Here is a 20,602-nt window from a genome sequence, read left to right as displayed (position 1 = left end):
TCGCGTGTTTATTCATCATAACGAGTTTTTCGTTCTTTATCTGCTTCAATCCAACCAATGATTCCGTCTAAATCAACATTTTCTGCAGCTTTGTAGATGTTTCGATCAATTTCATCGGTTTCTTGTTTTAAGTCTCTGATTAGTTGTTTCACTCGTTGTCGTTTACTCGAGACACTACATACTTGAATTTCACAACCACAGTCCATTGTTTCAATTGAATTATTTTTCATTATTTTAATAATATCCGATTCTTTTATGAATGCCATTGGACGAATTAATTCCATATTTTCAAAATTCTTACTCGGAACTTTGGGAAGCATCGTTCGAAAGTTTCCCGAATATAAAATATTAAGCATCGTTGTTTCAATAATATCATCAAAATGATGACCAAGAGCTAGTTTGTTACAACCTAATTTTTGTGCCATGTTATAGAGAAATCCGCGACGCATTCTCGCACACATATAACACGGATAATCGTTTGCAATTTTCTCGACAATGGTAAAAATATTGGATGGTTCTACAGTAAGGGAAATCCCTAATTTATGGGAATTTTCTTCCTGTAAGGTTCGATTGATTTCGTTGTATCCGGGATCCATAGAGATGAATTCTACATCAAATTTCATAAGTGGGTGTTTCTGTAATTCTTGGAATAATTTTGCTAGTAGTAGACTATCTTTTCCACCACTTACAGCAACAGCAACCTTGTCACCTTCTTCGATTAATTTATATTTCTTTATCGCTTTGATGAATGGGCTCCATAATTGTTTACGATACGTCTTAATAATGTCACGTTCAAAGTTTTGTTGGGTGTTCATTCGGTAATTTCCACCTCCTTGGTAAAACAAGTATACTATACCCCTTGTCTAATAAAAAATAATAAATAATAATTTTCTTGAATTATTATGGTAATAAGGGTATAATAAGGTTATCAAGAAAAATATTGGAGGTGAAATTATGTCATTTACATGGGCGTCTAAAAAACCCAAAGATGGAGTTGCCACTCTTTATGAATCAAATATTACGTTAAACAAAGCGGCTAGTTCCCATTTTGAACACGCCTATAACGTTCTCTTAGGTTTGGATCTTGATTCGAAACGAATTGCCGTCAAACCAATTTCTAAAGAAGAGTCCGATATCGGTGCAATTCCAGAAGAGAAAAGACATAAGATTACAGTTAGATCTAGTTATGCTAGAGTATGCAACAAAAAATTCTTGAAAGAAGTCGCAGATCTTGCAAAAATTGATTTGAAAGACAATAACTCCTTTAAATATAAGGCTAAGTGGAGTAAGGAAGATGCCTTACTGGTTATTGATCTAACTCAACCGGAGGTGTAAGGAAATGCCTGATTTAATGATTATCGTATGGTTCATTATTGTTATCGTTGCTGCGGTAATTGAGATGAACACAATGGATTTGGCAAGTATTTGGTTTAGTGTGGGTGCATTGATTGCCTTTGTATTAGCGTTAATTGGCGTTAATATTGGATGGCAAATTGCTGCGTTCATTCTAGTAAGTTTAGTTCTTGTCGCAAGTGTACGTCCTGTTGCGAAAAACTACTTTAAAACCAATGCTATTAGTACAAATGCAGACCGTTTAATAGGTAAGGTAGCAGTTTGTACCAAAGAAATTCTCGTAGGAGAACGTGGGGAAGTAAAAATTGATGGTAAATATTGGCTGGCTGTAACTTCCGGCGACCGAGACATTGCAATCGATGAGCGTGTAGAAGTACTCGCAATCGAAGGCGTAAAATTGATTGTTGATAAAATTCAATAATGCGCGTTGGTTTGTTTCGTAGGATTGGATCATTCATCGTTGATGCGATGCCAATCTTTGTTATTTTATCATTACTGTTTCAATTTTTTGTAGGGGATTTACTAAAGCAAGACAACTATGACACCATGTATGCAGAGTATGAAGCACTGCGAGTACAATATTTCGGTGACATCGAAGAGCAATATGCAAATGACGAAATTACATTAGAAGAATATCAATTAGAATTCAATGAAATCAACCCTCAATTCCAAGATGCCAGTGAAGAACAATATGCTGTATTGTTTGAATATATGGTTCGTGTAATCATGTATAACGTCTTTGGATTCATCTTAATCTATTACGTGTATTCCGTCTTTATGAAAGGACGAACACTAGGAAGACGTTTACTAAAAATCGAGCTGGGTGGACGGGTAAACGCATGGACATTATTTGTTCGTGAAGTTCTATGGAAACTTGGATACTGGGTGGTAACCTTCGTTATCGGAGGCGTTATTTTGGATGTTGTATTAATTAGTTTTAGCAAGAAGAAACAAACACTACGTGATATCGTTACACGCACTTATGTGAAGTACGAAGGCGTAGATTACCCATTTTAATTAGAATCTGAAGGAGGAATATTATAATGTTAATGGGAAGCTTATTAGTTAGTGGAGTTGCTGTTGGATTAGTCGTTGGTCTGTTTATATTGTTGATGATCTTATTGTCACAAGCAGTCATCGTTGTTCAACAATCAAATCGATACGTTATTGAACGTTTAGGTGTATACAGTAAAAGCTTAGATGCTGGTGTTCACTTTGTAATTCCGTTCTTTGATCGTATTCGTAAAAAAGTATCATTAAAAGAACAAGTTGTGGATTTCGCACCACAACCCGTTATCACCAAAGATAACGTCACCATGCAAATCGACACCGTTGTATTCTACATGGTAACCGATGCGAAGCTATTCACATATGGTGTTAATAGTCCACTTCGTGCGATTGAAAACTTAACCGCAACAACACTCCGTAATATTATCGGGGACTTAGAATTGGATGAATCGTTAACATCACGTGATCAAATCAACAGTAAAATGCGAATTATCTTGGATGAAGCAACCGACCCATGGGGAATTAAAATTATCCGTGTCGAAGTGAAAAATATCATCCCACCAAAAGACATCCGTGAAGCGATGGAAAAACAAATGCGCGCCGAACGGGAACGTCGTCAAGCAATCTTACTTGCGGAAGGTGAGAAAAAATCAAACATTCTTACTGCGGAAGGTGAAAAACAATCAAAAATCTTACGTGCAGAAGCCGACAAAGAAGCTCGTATTCGCGAAGCTGAAGGTCGCGCACAAGCAATTCTTGAAGTGCAAAACGCTACCGCTCGCGGTATTGAAATGATCAAGAAAGCTGGCGCTGATGAAGCATTCTTACGTTTAGAAGCGTACAAAGCAATGGTTGAAGTATCACAAGGTCAAGCTACAAAACTAATCATCCCATCCGATTTACAAGGTATGGTTGGAATCGCTGGAACCTTAGCAGAAACTTTCAAAACAGATAAAAAGTAATTCAAAAAAAGGTAGGATAACCTACCTTTTTTGTATGCTTATTTGTAATAATATATCAACTATGTTCCTACTTTAGTTAGTTGCTTATTTATAATTATTACGTGTTTGATATAGTTTATTTCGATTCAGACAGTTGCAGACCGAACCTTATTTCTAAATAAGGAAATCGCTTCGTTTGGCCTTATTTAGAAAAAAGAGACGAATCATATCGTCTCTTTTAATTACTAAAATTCACAATTTCGTGGTGTACGAGGGAATGGAATAACATCGCGAATGTTTTCAACTCCAGTGATATACATTAACATTCGATCAAATCCAAGACCATATCCGGCATGTTTACAACCACCGTATTTACGGAGATCGAGATACCACCATAGGTCTTCTTTTGGTACATTCATTTCTTTCATTCGTTTTTCTAGATACTCTAAACGTTCTTCCCGTTGGGATCCTCCGATGAGTTCACCACTTCCTGGCACAAGCAAGTCCATTGCAGCAACTGTTTTATTGTCATCATTTAGTCTCATGTAGAAGGCTTTGATGTCTTTTGGCCAATCGATGATAAATACTGGTCCATCAAAATGTTGTACCAAATACTTTTCATGTTCGGTCGCCAAATCTTCGCTAAAGGATGGTGTGTTCTCAAACTTTTGTTTGCTATCTAATAAGACTTGTATCGCTTCTTTGTGGGTAATTCGTTTAAAGTCCCCATTGACAACTTTGTCTAATTTTTCCAGTAGTCCTTTTTGAACAAATTTATTGAAGAATGCCATTTCTTCTGGTGCTTTATCCAGCACATATTGAATTAAGAATTTCACCATATCTTCAGCTAAATCCATGTCGTCATGAATATCGGCAAAGGCAATTTCTGGTTCAATCATCCAAAATTCACTAGCGTGTGTTGTGGTGTTTGAGTTTTCAGCACGGAAGGTTGGTCCAAAGGTATAGACATCTCGGAATGCAAGGGCAAATGCTTCAGCTTCAAGTTGCCCGGATACGGTGAGATTGGTTTTCTTTTGGAAGAAGTCTTGACGATAATCAATATCTCCTTGTTCAGTGCGTGGGAGATTATCTAAATCTAATGTTGTTACTTTGAAGGTTTCCCCAGCTCCTTCAGCATCACTTGCGGTGATTAACGGGGCAGCGACATGAACAAAATCACGTTCTTGGAAAAACGTATGAATTGCATGTGTTAATATACTCCGAACACGAAATACAGCACTAAATAGATTTGTTCGAGCCCGTAAGTGTGCGTTTTCCCGTAAAAATTCACGGGTGTGACGTTTGGGTTGTATCGGATAATCCTCTTCGGAATCACCAACAAGTTCAACTGCTGTTGCTTTGATTTCAAATGGCTGTTTCCGGTCGGGTGTCAAAAGAACAGTTCCTTCAATATATATGGCGGACCCAACACGATATTTCTGAATGTCCTTAAAATTATCCAATTGAATATCATATACGACTTGTATTGTTTCAAAGAATGTTCCATCGTTTAAATTGATAAACCCAAACTCCTTTTGAGCGCGATTACTGCGTACCCACCCAAACAATGTTATTTTTTGTTGATCCATAGACTCATATTCTTTGTATAGTTTTCGAACAGAGTATTTCATATAATTTCCTCCTCTAAAAAATAAAAACGTCCCTAAACAATCGTTTAAGGACGAATAAAATCCGCGGTACCACCTTAGTTCTATTTCTAGCACTCAAGTCCTTTAACGCAGGTGTACGGATGGGTCTACTCAATTCTTCCATCACTCATGGTGTTATTCCAATATCGCTTATTACCTAGCTTTCACCATCCTAGATTCGCTTTATACAGGGTGATATTGTACTTCTCCACTCATCGTTTTATACCACTATCATAACAAAACTACTTGATTTGTCAACTATTCTTCATCTTCTGGTTCTTCTAGTTCTAAATCAACATGGGAAATTTCTTTGAATCGTTTCCCGATTTTATTACTGGTTGTATGAATATCTTTCACGGATTTACTGACGGTATCAATATTACGAGATAGTTTGTCCCATCGTTCTTGATAACGGCTAAATTCAGTTCCTAGTTTCACCAATTCTTCTTGAATAACTTTAGCGTATTTGTCTCGTTCAACATTCCGTAGTAGTACTTGAACGGTTGTTAAAAGACTCATTAATGTCGTTGGGGATGCAATCCATACCCGTTTACTTTGGGCATAATCCACTACTTCTTGATGATAAGCATTAATCTCAGCGAATATCGCTTCCGCTGGTACAAATAATACCGCTTGATCACTGGTTTCAGTAGGAATGATGTATTTAGTGGCAATGGCATCGATATGTTTTTTCATATCAGCTTTAAATGCTCTTGTAGCCAACTCTCGTTCACGATCTGTCAGTTCACGGTCCACCATTCGTTGATAGTTTTCAAGGGGGAATTTCGAATCAATTGCTAAGTTCCCCATTTCGTCAGGTAAGTACAATAGTGCGTCAACCATCATGTTATTCGATAGTTTTACTTGCGTATCGTACACTTTTTTATTATTTTCCCCAAAAATAGCACTTAGAATGTGGTTTAGTTGAACTTCACCAAAGGTTCCTCGAGCTTTTTTATCGGATAACAGATGTTGTAAGGACACGACTTCTGTGGATAACTGTTCAATATTTTTTTGTGCTTCATCAATCTTTGTTAGTCGTTCAACAATATTGGTAAAGGTCTTGTTGGTTTTCTCAAACCCTTCTTCAAGACGAGTGTTTACCTTATGATTAATCCGATCCATCTGTTCTTCTATCCGCTTATTCATTAGTTCAAATTGAGAAACTATGTTGTTCGACATGGAGTCTTTAAATTCATTTAAGTCTTTGATGTTATCTTTGGAACTTTCGCCCATCGATTTGGTTACTGATACGTGAAATTCCCCCAACTCTTTGATTAATTGTTGGAGTGATTTATTGCTTTCTTCTTTTAGTGCATCAACAACCTCATCTGTGCGGTCATTTGCTGGTTTCTCACGCATGATTTTATATAGTTCTAAGAGTAGAATTATTGCAGCAATCGCAATAATTACAATTTCGCCTGTTGTCATCGTATCACCTCGTCTATATTATACCATTTTTGGTAACAAAAAAGTAGATGTTGCCATCTACTTATTTTCCTTCACCTGTGATTGCATCATATTCGAATAATTTACTGAGCGAATCGTCGTGAATAATCGACATAACGCCTTTTCCAAGTAGTGGTCCAATACTCAGTTGAACGATTTTCTCTGATTTTTTATATTCTGGTAACATAATGGTGTTCGTACAGATCAATTCTTGTATTGGTGAATCATTAATTCGTTCAACGGCTGGTGGGCTAAAGAGTGGGTGTGTACATGCAGCATATACCTCTTTGGCACCCTGTTTGATAAGCGCTCTTGCAGCAGCGGTGATGGTTCCTGCAGTATCAATGATGTCATCGATTAAAATGGCGACTTTACCTTGAACGTCCCCAACAATTCCCATGACTTCAGCAACGTTTGGTTCTGGTCTTCGTTTGTCAATAATTGCGATTGGGCAATTCATGATATCCCCCATTTTACGGGCACGAACAGCTCCACCATGATCAGGAGCAACGATGACGATATCATCGGTAAATTTCTTGCTTTCGAAATAGCGGACAATGATTGGCAATGCGCGGAAGTTATCGATTGGAATATCAAAGAATCCTTGAATCTGTCCGGCGTGTAAATCCATTGATAAGACACGTGTTGCACCGGCAGTTTCTAGTAGATTTGCAAATAATTTTGCCGATATTGGTTGTCTGGATTTGGATTTGCGATCTTGTCTTGAATATCCGTAATATGGCATGATGACATTGATGTTTTTCGCGGATGCCCGTTTCATCGCATCAATGGTGATGAGTAGTTCCATGATGTTTTCATTTACGGGTTCATTTGTGGGTTGTACTAAGAATACATGATGCCCGCGAACGGTTTCTGGAATATTAATCCCAATTTCACCATCTGCGAAACGATCTAATTCAATTTTACTAAGTGGAATCCCTGTTTCTTTTGATATTTCTTCAGCAAGTTGGGGGTTGGCACTTAGACTAAACAATTTTATATGGTGACCTTCAATTACTGCCATTGAATGAATCCCTCCAAAAGGTTGTGTTTTCGTTCCGTGTATACATTAACATTTTACATAACAAAAAGCAAAAATAAAATGCAACTTTTCAAAAAAGTTACATTTATTATTCTTATTCTTCGTCGTCGGGTAATTGGTTGTATGCTTCGATTACGGCATTTTCTATAATATTACGAGTTTCTTGATTGATTGGATGTGCAACGTCTTTGAACTCGCCGTTAGGCATTTTTCTGCTTGGCATTGCCACAAATAAACCCGCTTTACCATCAATAATGCGTAATTCATGAACCACAAAACATTCGTCGATTGTTATAGCGGCAATTGCTTTTAGTCTGTTTTGGCCGTTAAATTTTTTCACTCTAACGTCTGTTATGTTCACCGTACCACCTCGCGTCTCTATGTTAGTTGTTGTTCTTACTTACCTTGATTATATCATAGTAGAAAACGGTTTCAAACACTTTTTTTGCGTAAATTGGCCAATTATCGTAATTTGGTCAAGTAGTTGAAGTACGAATCAGGGATGGTTTCTTGAACCTGTTTAAGGACTTTTTTATGGGAATCAATCGCAAATACGGTTGCGCCAGACCCAGACATCAACGCTCCAGAAGCACCCCAACTAAGCATGTCGTCTTTTAGTGCTTGGATTTTGGGTTCCATGGTAAATACTACTGGTTCAAGGGAATTGTATAGTTCTTTCGCGATAATCTCTGTATTGCGGTTATAAATTCCCATTGTCATGTGATTGATTTTATGTTCTGTCATCGATTCTGGTTGTACTTGTTGGAATACGTCTTTGGTTGATATGGGAATGTTCGGATTGACGATTAATATTGGGATATTCAACTTGTTATCTAAGAAGGCTAGTTCTTCGCCTCGTCCTTTGGCAATACATAGTTTATTATAGACACAAAATGGTACATCTGAACCAAAGAGCAGTCCTATTTCAGCAAGTTTATCAAGGGATAGTTGTAGTTTCCATAGTTTATTTAATCCTCGTAACGTTGCTGCCGCATCGGCACTGCCGCCACCTAATCCTGCAGCGATGGGAATGTTTTTCTGTATGGTAATCCGAACGCCTTTTGTTACATGGTAATGTTCTTGAAGAAATCGGGCGACCTTGTAGACGATGTTATCTTCCACGTTGGGTGTTATCTCTTTATCGGATACAATCTCAATTCCATCGTTTATCGTGTCAAATGACAGTACGTCAAAAAGGTTGATGGACGCCATAACCATTTCAAGGTCGTGGTATCCGTCAGTCCGTTTTTGAATGACGTTTAGAAAGAGATTCACTTTTGCATAGGCTTTTTCCTTCATAAAAGATCATTCCTTGTGTAAGATATCGGATAACGTTATAAAATCATCCACTTGTAGTGCTTCGGCACGTACAGATGGTGAGAATCCTAAGTCTGTGAAATGGTCTTGTAAGGTTTGCTTGTTGTATCCCATCGTTTTTGATAAGTTGTTTGCGAGTGTTTTACGGCGCATCGAAAACGCATTTCGTACGAGTTTGAAGAAATGTTTTTCATCGATAGGAAATCGCTCTATATGGTCTTTTATTCGCATTCTTACAACAGCGCTATCCACGTTAGGAGCTGGCGTAAAAACGTGTTTTGGTACGTTGATTACAATCGATGCATCTGTTTTATATTGGATAAATACACTGAGTGAATTGTAGTCTTTTGTTGATGGTTTTGAGGTGAAGCGTTTCGCCACTTCGTATTGCATCATCACGTAGAATTCTTGAAGACGTGTAGACTCTTCGATTAATTTCATGATGATAGGTGTTGTAATGTAGTACGGTAAATTTGCGACGACTATAGCTTTGGTAAATGCTATACCCAGTGCTAGGATATCATGATCGACGTCCGATTGTAAGAAATCCTGATGAATCAACGTAAAATTACGATGGGTAATCCGTTCTTGTAAAATGGGGATTAAATCATCATCGATTTCATACGCAATAACGTGTTTGGCCTTTGCCAAAAGAACTTCTGTTAAACTACCGATTCCAGGACCAATTTCTATCACCAATGTTTGTTGATCCACTTGTGCGGTATCCACAATTTTATGAAGCAGATTGGTATCGGTTAAGAAGTTTTGCCCGAAGTGCTTTTTTACATGGAAGTTGTATTTTTGTAAGATGTCTTTGGTCTTTGAGGAGGGTTTACTCATGAGGATACTCCTTAAGAACATTCTGAATATCGGTCTTCGAAAGATTAAACATATGACATTTGTGTAATAGTGTTTTTCCATTACAGAGGCCGATTCCCAGTGTTTCTGTTACGTATTGTCGTCGTTGTTTTGCGTTACTTGTACCAACAAGATTCCACTGTCGTAAGTCACGCATTGTTATTGTTGATTGTGTATGAGATGTAGCTGTAAGTACACTTTGTAATGCGGTAACAATATCTTCATTCGAAGCGTGTTCAATGCCTACTTTTTTACCATTTTTACTGATGCATTGTTGTTTGGTTAGAAATGCATGTTTTGCCCCACCTACGGTCTCATCAATGATTGAACGTATACGTTCTCCTTGATAATCGGGGTCAAGGAATAAGATTAACCCTCGTGTTTGTTGTAGTTTTACCAATTCATTCAAGGTGGTATCGCTAATTTCTGAACCATTTGTAATTATTACATCTACTGTGGGATAAATAGCTTTTAAACGAGCAAGGTCGTGATAGCCTTCCACCACCACAACCTCTTGTATACTATTATTTGAGTCCATTCTCTTTTAAATAATCTTGGAATCGTTCTAAATCCGTTGGGATATCAATATGCTGCGGACATTTTTCAATGCATTCACCACAGTTGATACATTGATCGGCAAATGCGTCTTTTTTAGTTAGTTCTCCTACACGCCAATGAACATACCCATCGTTTTTATACATCGAATGATGATTAAAGATGCGGAAATTACCAGGGATATCTACCCCATGAGGACATGGCATACAGTAATTACAGGACGTACAATCAACTTTAGAGAGATGGAGAATATCTTCTCTAATGTGTGCCATAAACGATTGTTCTTCTTCGGATAATGGTTTGAAGTTGGTAAATGTATTGAGATTATCCTGTACTTGTTCCAAATTACTCATTCCACTTAATATGACTTTGACGTTGGGTAAACTTCCCACCCAACGGAAGGCCCATGATGCGATGGATGCGTCCTTGTCTCGTTCTTTGAATTGGGTTTCAATAACCGGGTTGAATCGAACCAGGCTTCCACCTTTAACAGGTTCCATAATGATGACAGGAATCCCTTTTTCAGTTAAGATATCATATCCTTCCATACCTTGTTGGTGATTGATATCCATGTAATTTAGTTGGATTTGAACAAAATCCCAATCGTATAAATCCACCCATTTCTTAAAGGTTTCTAAATCGTCATGAAAACTGAATCCAATATTCCGGATTTTCCCTTCATCACGGTATTTTTCTAATGTATTAAGTAGGTCTAAATCTTTGATTTGTTGTATACGTCCTTTGTTGACGGCGTGGATTAAGTAGAAATCAAAATACGTAACACCACATTTATCGAGTTGTTCGTGAAAAATACGATCGACGTCGTCTTTGGTTTTACAATCCCATATTGGTAACTTGTCTGCTAAAAAGAAGCTATCTCTGTCTAAATCTTGAATGACTTCACGAACAAACAACTCACTTTTTCCACCATGATAGGGATATGCAGTATCGATATAGTTGACGCCATTTTCCAGTGCATGAAGCATCATTTCTTTGGATTGTACTTTATCGATTTCTCCGTTTTCCAAGGTTGGGAATCGCATGCATCCAAATCCTAGTAATGAGACATTTTCTTCTTTGTTTTGTACTTTAATTGCGCGATATTCCATTTATTCCTGCTCCTTAAAATATTTATTTACGATACTTGGATCTACAATGATTTTGAGTGCTTGTTTTTGCACTTGAATATTTAAATTACCACCATCGGCTTCTTCCCCATCCATGTTCCACTTATGGGGATGATCGGTATAGATTTTTAATTTTGATGTACGGAATTTTGTGACTCCAGGTAGTACTTTTGGACTTAATATAAATGAGATGAAGTATAGAAGATTGTTTAATAGGGGAATATACTTATAAACAACGACATCGACCTTCCCGTCATCTAACACCGGGTGTGATACAATGTTGAATCCAGCTACTTTCTTTGAGTTTACAACCAGAATAAGTGAATAATAACCACGTAAGAAGCCGTTATCATGCTCTATTTTGGTTTTAATCATCGGAATTGTAAAGAACTCTTTGATTCCCGTAATGATGTATGCGAGATAACCTAGGTATTTCTTTAATTTGGAGTCTGTAACATAGGAGATATCCACATAGGTCCCAATTGCGGTTACATAGATGAAACTCCCTTTATTTGTGTTGGTATAATCCATTTTTACAACTTGGCCGTGATTGAGAATAATATCCATGGCTAATTCGACATCTTTTGGTATTTTAAGCGTACTTGCTAAATCGCAAGCTGTCCCAGAAGGTATATATCCAATAATTGGTTGAAACGTTGAATGGGCAATCCCGTTCAAACATTCATGCATCGTACCATCGCCACCAGAAATTAATAGTAAATCAACCTCTTCCTTACACGCTTGTTTTGTAAGGGAAATCGCGTGTTTAGGACGTTCCGTTGCATATAATTTTACACTGTATTCGTGTTCTTCCAGTCGTCTAGTAACATAATTCAAGTGTTGATCAAAATCTTTTTTACCACTAACTGGGTTGTATATAATCGTACATTTTTTCATGCAATCACCCTGCCTTACTTAATGTTTATTATAACATAATAAAAAAAAAGCCGTTAGGCTTTATTTATTCAGTGCTTGGGCTGCGGTGATGATTGCGGTGTTATAAGCATCTTCACTGTCACAACCACGGGATAGATCATTAACAGGGCTATTTAATCCTGCTAAGATTGGACCCATGGCTTCAAATTGTCCCAATCGTTGAGCGATTTTGTATCCGATATTTCCACTGTTTAAATCTGGGAAAATAAAGGTGTTTGCTTGTCCAGCAACGGTACTTCCAGGATATTTTTTAGCTCCTACAGACGGCACAAATGCGGCGTCAAACTGCATTTCTCCATCAATTTCATATCCAGAATTTGCTTGTTGTGCAAGAGCGGTTGCTTGGCGTACTTTTTCGGTTTCTTCTGTTTCTGCTGAACCGTTTGTCGAAAAGGATAACATAGCTACTTTCGGAGTAATCCCAAACATTTCTGCAGCTTTTGCCGATTCAATCGCAAATTCCGCAAGATGTTCTGCTGTTGGATTGGGATTAATAGCACAATCGCCAAAAATATACTTATCGTTATCTCGAACCATTAAGAAATAGCCAAAGGTCCGTGATACACCAGGTTTTGTTTTTATAATTTGTAAGGCGGGACGTACGGTTTCTCCCGTTGAATGACATGCACCACTTACCATCCCATCAGCTTGTCCCATATAAACTAGCATAGTTCCAAAGTAGTTTTCATCTAACAACCACTCTTGTGCTTGTTCTTTTGTTGCTTTTCCATTACGCCGTGCGACAAAAGCTTCGACCATTTTATCGAACTGATCGTATGATTTAGGATCAATGACTGTGCATTTTGAAATATCATAGCCTGATGCAATAGGGTCTTTGGTTTGTACCAATATTGGTTTTACAATTCCCTCTTCTGCAAGTTTCACTGCGGCTTCGATAATACGAGGGTCGTTTGATTCAGGAAAGACTACTTTTAGCCCTTTCCCGGATATTTTTTCTTTTAATTCTTGAATAATTAAAGACATGTTATCACTCCTTACCGTTATATATTGTACAATGTTTTTGTGAAAATACAATTCTTTTCATAGTGTTTTGTGGAAAAAGCGTAGTATGATATAATTTCTATTAGGTGATTTTATGAAAAAACTAGATACGATTCTATTCGATTTGGATGGAACCTTAATTGATACAAACGATATTATTGTCCGCAGTTTTCGTGCTACATTTGATCGTCACTTCCCTGATGTGGAAGTAACCGATGCCCAAATTCATTCCTTTATCGGACCGACCTTACATCAAACGTTTAGTGATTATACGAACGACCCGTTTGAAATTCAGGATATGATTGATTCCTATCGGGAATTCTATGTGGAGTTTGAAGTTGGTAATTTTAAGATTTATCCCGATGTATTAGAAGTTGTTACCGATTTAAAAGAAAAAGGATATAATTTAGGTATCTTAACATCCAAGTTTAAAGTGGCGGCGTGGCCGAGTTTTACACACTATGGTCTTGAAACTATATTTGATTCGTTTACGGCATTGGATCACGTGGAACATCCTAAACCACATCGAAATGCCGTAGATACAGCGTTATCCAACTTCCCAAATCATGGTTTAGCCATTATGATTGGGGATAATCAAGGGGATATTCTTGCTGGAAAGAACGCTGGAATATATAGTGCCGGTGTTGCATGGAGTTTAAAAGGACCAGACCACTTGTTAGAAGTTGAACCAGATTTTATGCTAAACGATATGAATGATATTTATCGTGTCATTAAAGAAATTGAGGAGGACAACTAATGGATTGTATTTTTTGTAAGATTCGCGAAGGGGAAATCCCTTCATACAAGGTTTATGAGGATGATCACGTCCTAGCATTTTTAGACATTACGCAAGGTACAAAAGGTCATACTTTAGTAATTCCGAAGAAACATGTTCCCAATGTATATGAAGTTGATGAAGATACGATTACCCATGTATTTACAGCGGTTCCAAAAATTGCTCGAGCATTGAAAAAAGCATTTAATCCGATTGGGTTAAATATTGTTAACAATAATGATCGCCCCTTGCAAAGTGTATTTCACTTTCATGTTCATTTAATTCCACGTTATGAGGATGATGGAATGGTATTATCCACAAAAAACAACTTTGGTAAGATTGAACCGGAAACATTTATAGAAATTACCCAGAAAATTAAAGATAGTCTATAAAAAAGCACTCGCATGAGTGCTTTTTTAGTCATCAATGTCAAATAATTCTTCGATTGGAACATCTAAAACCCGAGAGATTAGTACGCCTAATTTAAGCGATGGATTGTATTTTCCTTTTTCCAAAAATACAATGGTTTCCCGTCGAACCTGGACAAGATTGGCTAATTCTTGTTGTGTTAGTCCTTTGGCTGCGCGGTATTGTTTGATTTTTGTTTTTATTCTTTTACTCCGGTGATTCGTACAATGATGATATTAATCAAGAATACAATAGCCATAATTCCAATACCTAAGCCAATTTTAGTTGTTGTTTCAGGAAATACATCATCGAGTATTTTCGAAAACCACATCATTGCTAACCATGTATATAACGACACAATATAGCTACGACCTGCGGCGATGCGCATAATTTTTTTGCTGTACTCATCATCTGAAACAACATCGTTTCGATTTAAAATAAATCTCGGAATAGAATACACTAAGAACAATAAGACAATGATAACAACGATCAATGCATCCCAACTAAATCCAGAGAGTACTGTAAATAGCACAGTACCTGCAATAACAGAAAATACAAGGGATAACATAATGATCATCCGTTTTTTGGGTTCCATATCAACTCTCCTTTATGTTAGAAATATATAACCTTATGTTAGAATTATATAACATTATTTTTTATTTGTCAAGCATAAAAAAAGAGCCGAAGCTCTTTTAGTTATCAAATAACTCTGTGAAGGTTTTAACCATAACACCTGTACCTTCATTTGCCTTGTTTGAAGCGGTTCCTGCAATATCAAGATGAATCCATTTTGTATCTTCATCAATAAAGTTTTCAATGAAGGCTGCTGCAGTGGAAGCACCTGCAAGTGGTCCACCAGTGTTTTTCATATCAGCAAATTTGCTTTCAAGCAGTTTGTGATATCCCTTGTTTATCGGCATTTCCCATAGAGGTTCTTTGGTTTTATTGCTAGCATCCATTAATTCTTGTAGGAACTCGTTGTCGTTGGTAAATGCGCCGGTATATTCTTTTCCTAGAGCACGAACCATCGATCCTGTTAGAGTTGCAACATCGATGACTTTTTTCGCTCCTTGTTGTTGCGCAAACCATACAGCATCAGCCAATGTTAGTCGTCCTTCGGCGTCCGTAGAGATGATTTCAATCGTTTTTCCGTTTGCTGCGGTGAGAATATCGTCTGGGACAATAGCGCCATCACCAATGCGATTATCCGTCGCTGCGACAATACTCATTACATGAGCATCTAGTTTTAATTTGGCAATTGCTTCAATAGCACTTATTACAGCAGCAGCTCCTGCCATGTCGACTTTCATACCCGGCATACCTGTGGATGTTTTGATGGAGTAACCACCTGTGTCATACATCACACCTTTACCAACTAAAGCAACAGGTTCTTTGGTTGTCGAGCCTTTGTATTCTATGAAAATTAATCGTGGTTCATCACTGGATCCTTTGTTGACACCAAGGTAGGATCCCATATTCATATCTTCAATTTGCTTTTTATCATAAATTGTAACCGTAACATTGTCGTACGTTTCGAGTGCTTTTGCATAATTCGCAAGATCAATGGCATTTAGATGATTGTATGGCGTATTCACTAAATCGCGACATTTATTCATCATTTCACCGTAGACATATCCTTTTAATACATTGCGATATATAGCGGTTTCCCCATAATAATAGAAGTTCTTGTCGTCGGTTTTTTTGTCATTTTTGAATGTATTAAACACATAATTATTCGTCAAAATATGTTCGGATAAGTCTTGTACTATCTCTAGATAATCGTTGATTTCGAATGTATCAATCAAGACACATAAATCACCTTTTAATTTGGCAATCTGTTTATAAATTTCTTCTCGCTTATCGGGTTTTTCCAAATCTGTTTTGTTGACAATGTGTAGTTTCTTAGCAACCATTTTACCCAATGTGTGAACTGTGGTAAATGGCTTATCAAAGTTATTTTGTAACAATCCATCCATTTGTTTATCAATCGCTTTAACAAGTGGGTGATCAAGTTTGTTTACCAGTACAATATCATTTTCTTCCGTAATAAAATCAAATGTCTTTTGTTCATGAATGTCTACCATAATGTCCTCCTATTTAATTGTGTCTACTTTCATGTATGGAATCAGTGCTTTGGGAATGGTAATTGTTCCATCTGCTTGTTGATAGTTTTCTAGTATCGCAACAACCGTCCTTCCTACTGCTAAGCCACTTCCATTTAAGGTGTGGACATATTCTGGTTTACTGTCTTTGTCTCGTTTAAACTTGATGTTTCCACGGCGAGCTTGGTAATCTTCCGCATTGGAGATGGATCCAATTTCACGATACGTGTTAAATGCGGGTAACCATACTTCAATATCGTATGTTTTTCGCATGCTAAAGCCTAAATCACCTGTACATAAAACAACAACACGATAGGGTAATTCTAGTAATTGTAAGACGCGTTCACTGCATGCCAGCATCTCATCCAACTCTTTGTAGGAGTTTTCTGGTTTTGTGAATTTGATTAACTCCACTTTATTAAACTGATGTTGACGGATAATCCCTCTCGTATCACGTCCAGCACTTCCTGCTTCTTGACGAAATGCCGTTGTAAAAGCGGTATATTTAATGGGAAGTTGATCACCAGATAACGTTTCGTTGCGGTGAAGATTAATTGTTGGTACTTCAGCGGTTGGATTTAAGTATAAATCCCGTTCATCGACAACTTTAAAGGCATCTTCTTTAAATTTAGGAAATTGTCCTGTTGCCGTCATGGATTCCGCATTGACGATATATGGTGGAATAATTTCGGTATAACCGTGTTCTAAAGCGTGTAAATCCACCATAAAGTTAATCAGTGCCCGTTCTAACCTTGCACCTAACCCTTTGTATACTGTAAAGCGACTTCCACTGATTTTCCCAGCTCGTTCAAAATCGAGAATATCTAGATTGGTAGCCAAATCCCAGTGTGGTTTTGGTTCAAAATCAAAGGTTGGAATGGTTCCAACTTTTTTAATTTCAAGGTTGTCATTATCATCGGTTCCAATCGGTAAATCATCTAATGGAACATTTGGTGTATTGAGCAGAATATCGTGAATATCAAGTTCTAGTTGTTTCAACTCTTCTTCCAACACATTTATCCCTTGTCCGATGTTGGCAATTTCTTCAAATAATGGCTTTGGATCTTTCTTTTCTCGTTTGTAAAGACCGATTTTTTTGCTAATTTCATTGCGTTTTGCCTTTACACTTTCTACTTCGCCAAGAATTTCACGACGTCGTGCATCTTTTTCTAAAAGATCGTTGATATAGGAGAAATCTCCTCCACGACGGTTTAGTAATTCAATGTAATAATCTGGTTGTTCTCGAAGTAATCGAATATCTAACATAATAATGCCTCCTTAAAATAAAAAATTCGCCCTGTTTTAAGGGCGAAATAACATTCGCGGTACCACCTTAGTTTGTGACTCGTAGTTGATAACGTAACTACACGGGAAGGATTGGTTCCTCTCAGAGGTAGATTTCCAGACTTGCGATGTTCATTTACACCAACCATGAACTCTCTTGGTATCGCGTTTGTACTGTACTTGTCCTCGTCGTTGATTTGTTGGTTTGATAATAACAAAATATCGATGCTTTGTCAACGTAAAAAGGTGGAATACAAATTGTATTCGCACCTTTGTTATTTATTCTTCTTGAGATGGGTTTTCGGTTTCTGTTACTTGCTCTTCAATAAGCATTTCTTCGACAACTTCATCGTCTTCGTCTTCAGATGGAGGTACAATCGCAATCGTTGCGACTTTGTGTCCTTCATTCAATTTAATTAGTCGAACACCCTGTGTCGCCCGTTTTGAAACAGCGATTTGTTCGATTGGAAGACGGATGATCATACCTTTGGTTGTGGTGATGATTAAATCTTCATCGCCACAAACACTACGGAGTTTTGTGAGAAGGCCGTTTTTATCGGTGATGTTGAGTGTTTTCACACCTTTACCACCACGGTTTTGTTGGCGATATTCATCGATTTCTGTTCGCTTACCATAGCCATTTTCCGTTACTACAAGAATTTGCGTACGGTCGTCAGTAACAATCGTAAATCCAACCACTTCATCATCGTCAGCAAGGAGGATTCCTCGCACTCCACTGGCTACTCGTCCCATTGCCCGGGCGGTTTGTTCGTGGAAACGAATGGCTTTACCATTGCTTGCTCCGATAATAACATCGCGCTCACCATCGGTTAAACGTACGGCGAGTAATTCATCACCATCACGTAAATTAATGGCTTTTATACCGGTGGTACGAATGTTTTGGAAGTCGCTAACCGGTGTCCGTTTGACAACACCTTTTTTGGTGACAAAGAATAAGAAATCTTCGGACTCGAAATCGCTAATTTTAGCGACTGCGGCTAAGGATTCGTTGTCGTCTAAATTGAGTAAATTGACAATCGGTAGTCCTTTGGATGCACGTCCATAATTCGGTATTTTATACCCTTTCATTTTGTACACCCGACCAGTGTTGGTGAAGAATAGAATGAAATCATGGGTACTGGAGCTGATGAGGTGTTCCACCACATCGTCTTCGTTGGTTTTGATTCCTTTCATCCCTTTTCCACCGCGGTTTTGGGTTTTGTATACCTCGGTATTCATCCGTTTACAATAGCCGGATGATGTAATGGTGATAATAACATCTTCAACAGGGATTAAATCTTCGTCCTCGATGTCTAAATCAAGCGATAAACTAATTTCACTGCGTCGTTCATCTCCGTATTTGTCTTTGATATCAAGTAATTGTTGTTTGATGAGTTCGTATTTTTGATCTTCGTTTGCAAGAATAAATTCCAACTCTTCAATTGTGGATAACAATTCCTTTAATTCCCCTTCAAGTCGTTCTCGTTCCAATCCACTTAACCGGCGTAACCGCATTTCGAGGATGGCTTTAGCTTGATCTTGGCTTAACTCAAACCGTGTCATTAGTTGTTCTTCGGCATCATCGTAAGAGTTGCGGATGGTTTCAATCACTTCATCAATGTGATCAAGAGCAACTAACAATCCTTCTAAGATATGGGCACGTGCTTTGGCTCGGTTTAAATCGAAGTTGGTTTTTCGGGTTAATACCTCGATTTGATGATTCACATAATGGACCAACATATCTTTGAGTGGCAATACTTGTGGTTGATTATCAACAAGTGCCAACATATTCAGCCCAAATGATGTTTGAAGTGTTGTGTATTTGTATAAGTTGTTTAATGTGACTTCGGCATTGACATCTTTCCGTAGTTCAATCACGACACGGATTCCATTGCGATTGGATTCATCCCGTAAATCAGTGATTCCCTCAATCCGCTTTTCTTTGGCCAAATCAGCGATTTTTTCAATCATTCGTGATTTGTTTACTTGAAAGGGAATTTCGGTGATGATAATCGATTTTTTACCGTTTTTTTGTTCTTTTATTTCTGTTTTAGCGCGTATCTTAATGGAGCCATTTCCCGTCTCATATGCAGTCCGTAAACCAGTGAGTCCCATAATGGTTCCCCCAGTTGGAAAATCCGGTCCTTTGATGTAGTCCATTAAGTCATCTGTGGTAATGTCTGGGTCATCAATATAGGCTAATATTCCATCAATGACTTCACCTAAGTTATGCGGTGGGATGTTGGTGGCCATACCAACAGCAATACCGGTTGCCCCGTTGACAAGTAAATTGGGGTATTTTGCCGGTAGAACACTCGGTTCTTTTTCGCTACCATCGTAGTTTTCAACAAAATCGATGGTATCTTTTTTAATATCCGCGAGCATTTCAGTGGTGATTTTGGTCATTTTACTCTCGGTATATCGCATTGCTGCAGCGCCATCACCATCGATGGATCCAAAGTTCCCTTGTCCATTAACAAGTGGATAACGATAACTAAAATCTTGGGCCATACGGACCATGGCGTCATAAATGGAACTATCCCCGTGAGGGTGATATTTCCCCATAACGTCCCCGACGATACGAGCAGATTTTTTATAGGATTTATCGGGGTATACACCTAGTTCATCCATACCGTATAAAATACGTCGGTGAACCGGTTTTAGTCCATCACGTACATCGGGTAATGCCCGTGATACGATAACGCTCATCGCATAGCTTAGAAACGATGATTTCATCTCGGTGGAGATGTTTATTTCTTTAACGTTGTCATATGTTATATTGTTGTCTTCCATGTG

22 protein-coding genes and 2 other annotated features are annotated in these 20,602 nt (G+C 37.9%); of the genes, 6 read left to right on the top strand and 16 right to left on the bottom strand.

Annotation, left to right across the window (positions count from 1 at the left end):
• Nucleotides 1–8 precede the first annotated feature (8 nt).
• The gene (locus tag G4Z02_RS04090; RefSeq protein WP_258878593.1) at nt 9–815 is read right to left on the bottom strand and encodes a tRNA 2-thiocytidine biosynthesis TtcA family protein; all 807 of its coding nucleotides are present in this window, start codon (nt 813–815) and stop codon (nt 9–11) included.
• A 139-nt stretch (nt 816–954) separates the two neighbouring features.
• On the opposite strand from G4Z02_RS04090, the gene G4Z02_RS04085 reads away from it, so the two are divergent.
• Genes G4Z02_RS04085 through G4Z02_RS04070 form a run of 4 tightly spaced genes read left to right on the top strand, consistent with a single transcriptional unit; the run spans nt 955 to nt 3,323 of the window.
• Nucleotides 955–1,335, top strand: coding sequence for a hypothetical protein (locus G4Z02_RS04085; protein WP_258878592.1), 381 nt, complete (start codon nt 955–957; stop codon nt 1,333–1,335).
• Nucleotides 1,336–1,339: 4 nt separating this feature from the next.
• Entirely contained in the window at nt 1,340–1,774 is a 435-nt protein-coding gene (locus G4Z02_RS04080; RefSeq protein WP_258878591.1) for an NfeD family protein, read from the top strand.
• 47 nt (nt 1,775–1,821) lie between these two features.
• Nucleotides 1,822–2,370: an RDD family protein gene (locus G4Z02_RS04075; protein WP_258878590.1), complete on the top strand. Its 549-nt coding sequence runs from the start codon at nt 1,822–1,824 to the stop codon at nt 2,368–2,370.
• 26 nt (nt 2,371–2,396) lie between these two features.
• Nucleotides 2,397–3,323, top strand: coding sequence for an SPFH domain-containing protein (locus G4Z02_RS04070; RefSeq protein ID WP_258878589.1), 927 nt, complete (start codon nt 2,397–2,399; stop codon nt 3,321–3,323).
• 224 nt (nt 3,324–3,547) lie between these two features.
• Here G4Z02_RS04070 and asnS read toward each other — a convergent pair whose 3' ends face one another.
• From asnS to pta, 10 genes are all read right to left on the bottom strand, one after another.
• On the bottom strand, nt 3,548–4,933 hold the full coding sequence (asnS, locus tag G4Z02_RS04065) for an asparagine--tRNA ligase (protein WP_258878588.1): 1,386 nt from the start codon (nt 4,931–4,933) through the stop codon (nt 3,548–3,550).
• Nucleotides 4,934–4,976: 43 nt separating this feature from the next.
• Nucleotides 4,977–5,176, bottom strand: a binding site (T-box leader).
• Between the two features lie 33 nt (nt 5,177–5,209).
• Nucleotides 5,210–6,382, bottom strand: coding sequence for a DNA recombination protein RmuC (locus G4Z02_RS04060; protein ID WP_258878587.1), 1,173 nt, complete (start codon nt 6,380–6,382; stop codon nt 5,210–5,212).
• A 61-nt stretch (nt 6,383–6,443) separates the two neighbouring features.
• Nucleotides 6,444–7,424, bottom strand: a complete 981-nt coding sequence (locus G4Z02_RS04055; RefSeq protein WP_258878586.1) for a ribose-phosphate diphosphokinase — start codon at nt 7,422–7,424, stop codon at nt 6,444–6,446.
• A 112-nt stretch (nt 7,425–7,536) separates the two neighbouring features.
• The gene (gene spoVG, locus G4Z02_RS04050) at nt 7,537–7,803 is read right to left on the bottom strand and encodes a septation regulator SpoVG (RefSeq protein WP_258878585.1); all 267 of its coding nucleotides are present in this window, start codon (nt 7,801–7,803) and stop codon (nt 7,537–7,539) included.
• Between the two features lie 101 nt (nt 7,804–7,904).
• Entirely contained in the window at nt 7,905–8,741 is an 837-nt protein-coding gene (ispE, locus tag G4Z02_RS04045; protein WP_258878584.1) for a 4-(cytidine 5'-diphospho)-2-C-methyl-D-erythritol kinase, read from the bottom strand.
• A gap of 6 nt (nt 8,742–8,747) precedes the next feature.
• Entirely contained in the window at nt 8,748–9,599 is an 852-nt protein-coding gene (rsmA, locus tag G4Z02_RS04040; protein ID WP_258878583.1) for a 16S rRNA (adenine(1518)-N(6)/adenine(1519)-N(6))-dimethyltransferase RsmA, read from the bottom strand.
• The gene (rnmV, locus tag G4Z02_RS04035) at nt 9,592–10,119 is read right to left on the bottom strand and encodes a ribonuclease M5 (RefSeq protein WP_258878582.1); all 528 of its coding nucleotides are present in this window, start codon (nt 10,117–10,119) and stop codon (nt 9,592–9,594) included. The genes rsmA and rnmV overlap by 8 nt, the downstream gene beginning before the upstream one ends.
• Before the next feature lie 22 nt (nt 10,120–10,141).
• Nucleotides 10,142–11,281: an aldo/keto reductase gene (locus G4Z02_RS04030; RefSeq protein ID WP_258878581.1), complete on the bottom strand. Its 1,140-nt coding sequence runs from the start codon at nt 11,279–11,281 to the stop codon at nt 10,142–10,144.
• Nucleotides 11,282–12,196: a diacylglycerol/lipid kinase family protein gene (locus tag G4Z02_RS04025; RefSeq protein ID WP_258878580.1), complete on the bottom strand. Its 915-nt coding sequence runs from the start codon at nt 12,194–12,196 to the stop codon at nt 11,282–11,284.
• 60 nt (nt 12,197–12,256) lie between these two features.
• Nucleotides 12,257–13,219, bottom strand: a complete 963-nt coding sequence (gene pta / locus G4Z02_RS04020; RefSeq protein WP_258878579.1) for a phosphate acetyltransferase — start codon at nt 13,217–13,219, stop codon at nt 12,257–12,259.
• A 112-nt stretch (nt 13,220–13,331) separates the two neighbouring features.
• On the opposite strand from pta, the gene G4Z02_RS04015 reads away from it, so the two are divergent.
• Entirely contained in the window at nt 13,332–13,994 is a 663-nt protein-coding gene (locus G4Z02_RS04015) for an HAD-IA family hydrolase (RefSeq protein WP_258878578.1), read from the top strand.
• A complete protein-coding gene (locus tag G4Z02_RS04010; RefSeq protein WP_258878577.1) occupies nt 13,994–14,404 on the top strand; it encodes an HIT family protein in 411 nt (136 codons plus the stop codon). The genes G4Z02_RS04015 and G4Z02_RS04010 overlap by 1 nt, the downstream gene beginning before the upstream one ends.
• Nucleotides 14,405–14,428: 24 nt before the next feature.
• Here the strand turns inward: G4Z02_RS04010 and G4Z02_RS04005 are convergent, their stop codons facing one another.
• The 5 genes from G4Z02_RS04005 to gyrA form a co-directional block, all read right to left on the bottom strand.
• A complete protein-coding gene (locus G4Z02_RS04005) occupies nt 14,429–14,623 on the bottom strand; it encodes a helix-turn-helix transcriptional regulator (RefSeq protein WP_258878701.1) in 195 nt (64 codons plus the stop codon).
• Nucleotides 14,620–15,015, bottom strand: coding sequence for a hypothetical protein (locus G4Z02_RS04000; RefSeq protein ID WP_258878576.1), 396 nt, complete (start codon nt 15,013–15,015; stop codon nt 14,620–14,622). The genes G4Z02_RS04005 and G4Z02_RS04000 overlap by 4 nt, the downstream gene beginning before the upstream one ends.
• Nucleotides 15,016–15,112: 97 nt before the next feature.
• The gene (locus G4Z02_RS03995) at nt 15,113–16,504 is read right to left on the bottom strand and encodes a M17 family metallopeptidase (RefSeq protein WP_258878575.1); all 1,392 of its coding nucleotides are present in this window, start codon (nt 16,502–16,504) and stop codon (nt 15,113–15,115) included.
• A gap of 9 nt (nt 16,505–16,513) precedes the next feature.
• Nucleotides 16,514–17,788 carry a serine--tRNA ligase gene (serS, locus tag G4Z02_RS03990; protein ID WP_258878574.1) on the bottom strand — a complete coding sequence of 425 codons (1,275 nt, stop codon included), beginning with the start codon at nt 17,786–17,788 and terminating at the stop codon, nt 16,514–16,516.
• A 35-nt stretch (nt 17,789–17,823) separates the two neighbouring features.
• Nucleotides 17,824–18,008 (bottom strand) — a binding site (T-box leader).
• Between the two features lie 77 nt (nt 18,009–18,085).
• Entirely contained in the window at nt 18,086–20,599 is a 2,514-nt protein-coding gene (gene gyrA / locus G4Z02_RS03985; protein ID WP_258878573.1) for a DNA gyrase subunit A, read from the bottom strand.
• Between the last annotated feature and the right edge of the window lie 3 nt (nt 20,600–20,602).

The organism is Candidatus Xianfuyuplasma coldseepsis (assembly GCF_014023125.1).
In the GTDB taxonomy this organism is placed as follows: Bacteria; Bacillota_I; Bacilli_A; order Izemoplasmatales; family Izemoplasmataceae; genus Xianfuyuplasma; species Xianfuyuplasma coldseepsis.
The sequence above is the reverse complement of the archived record's forward strand: the minus strand, read 5'-3'. Positions and strand labels throughout refer to the sequence as shown.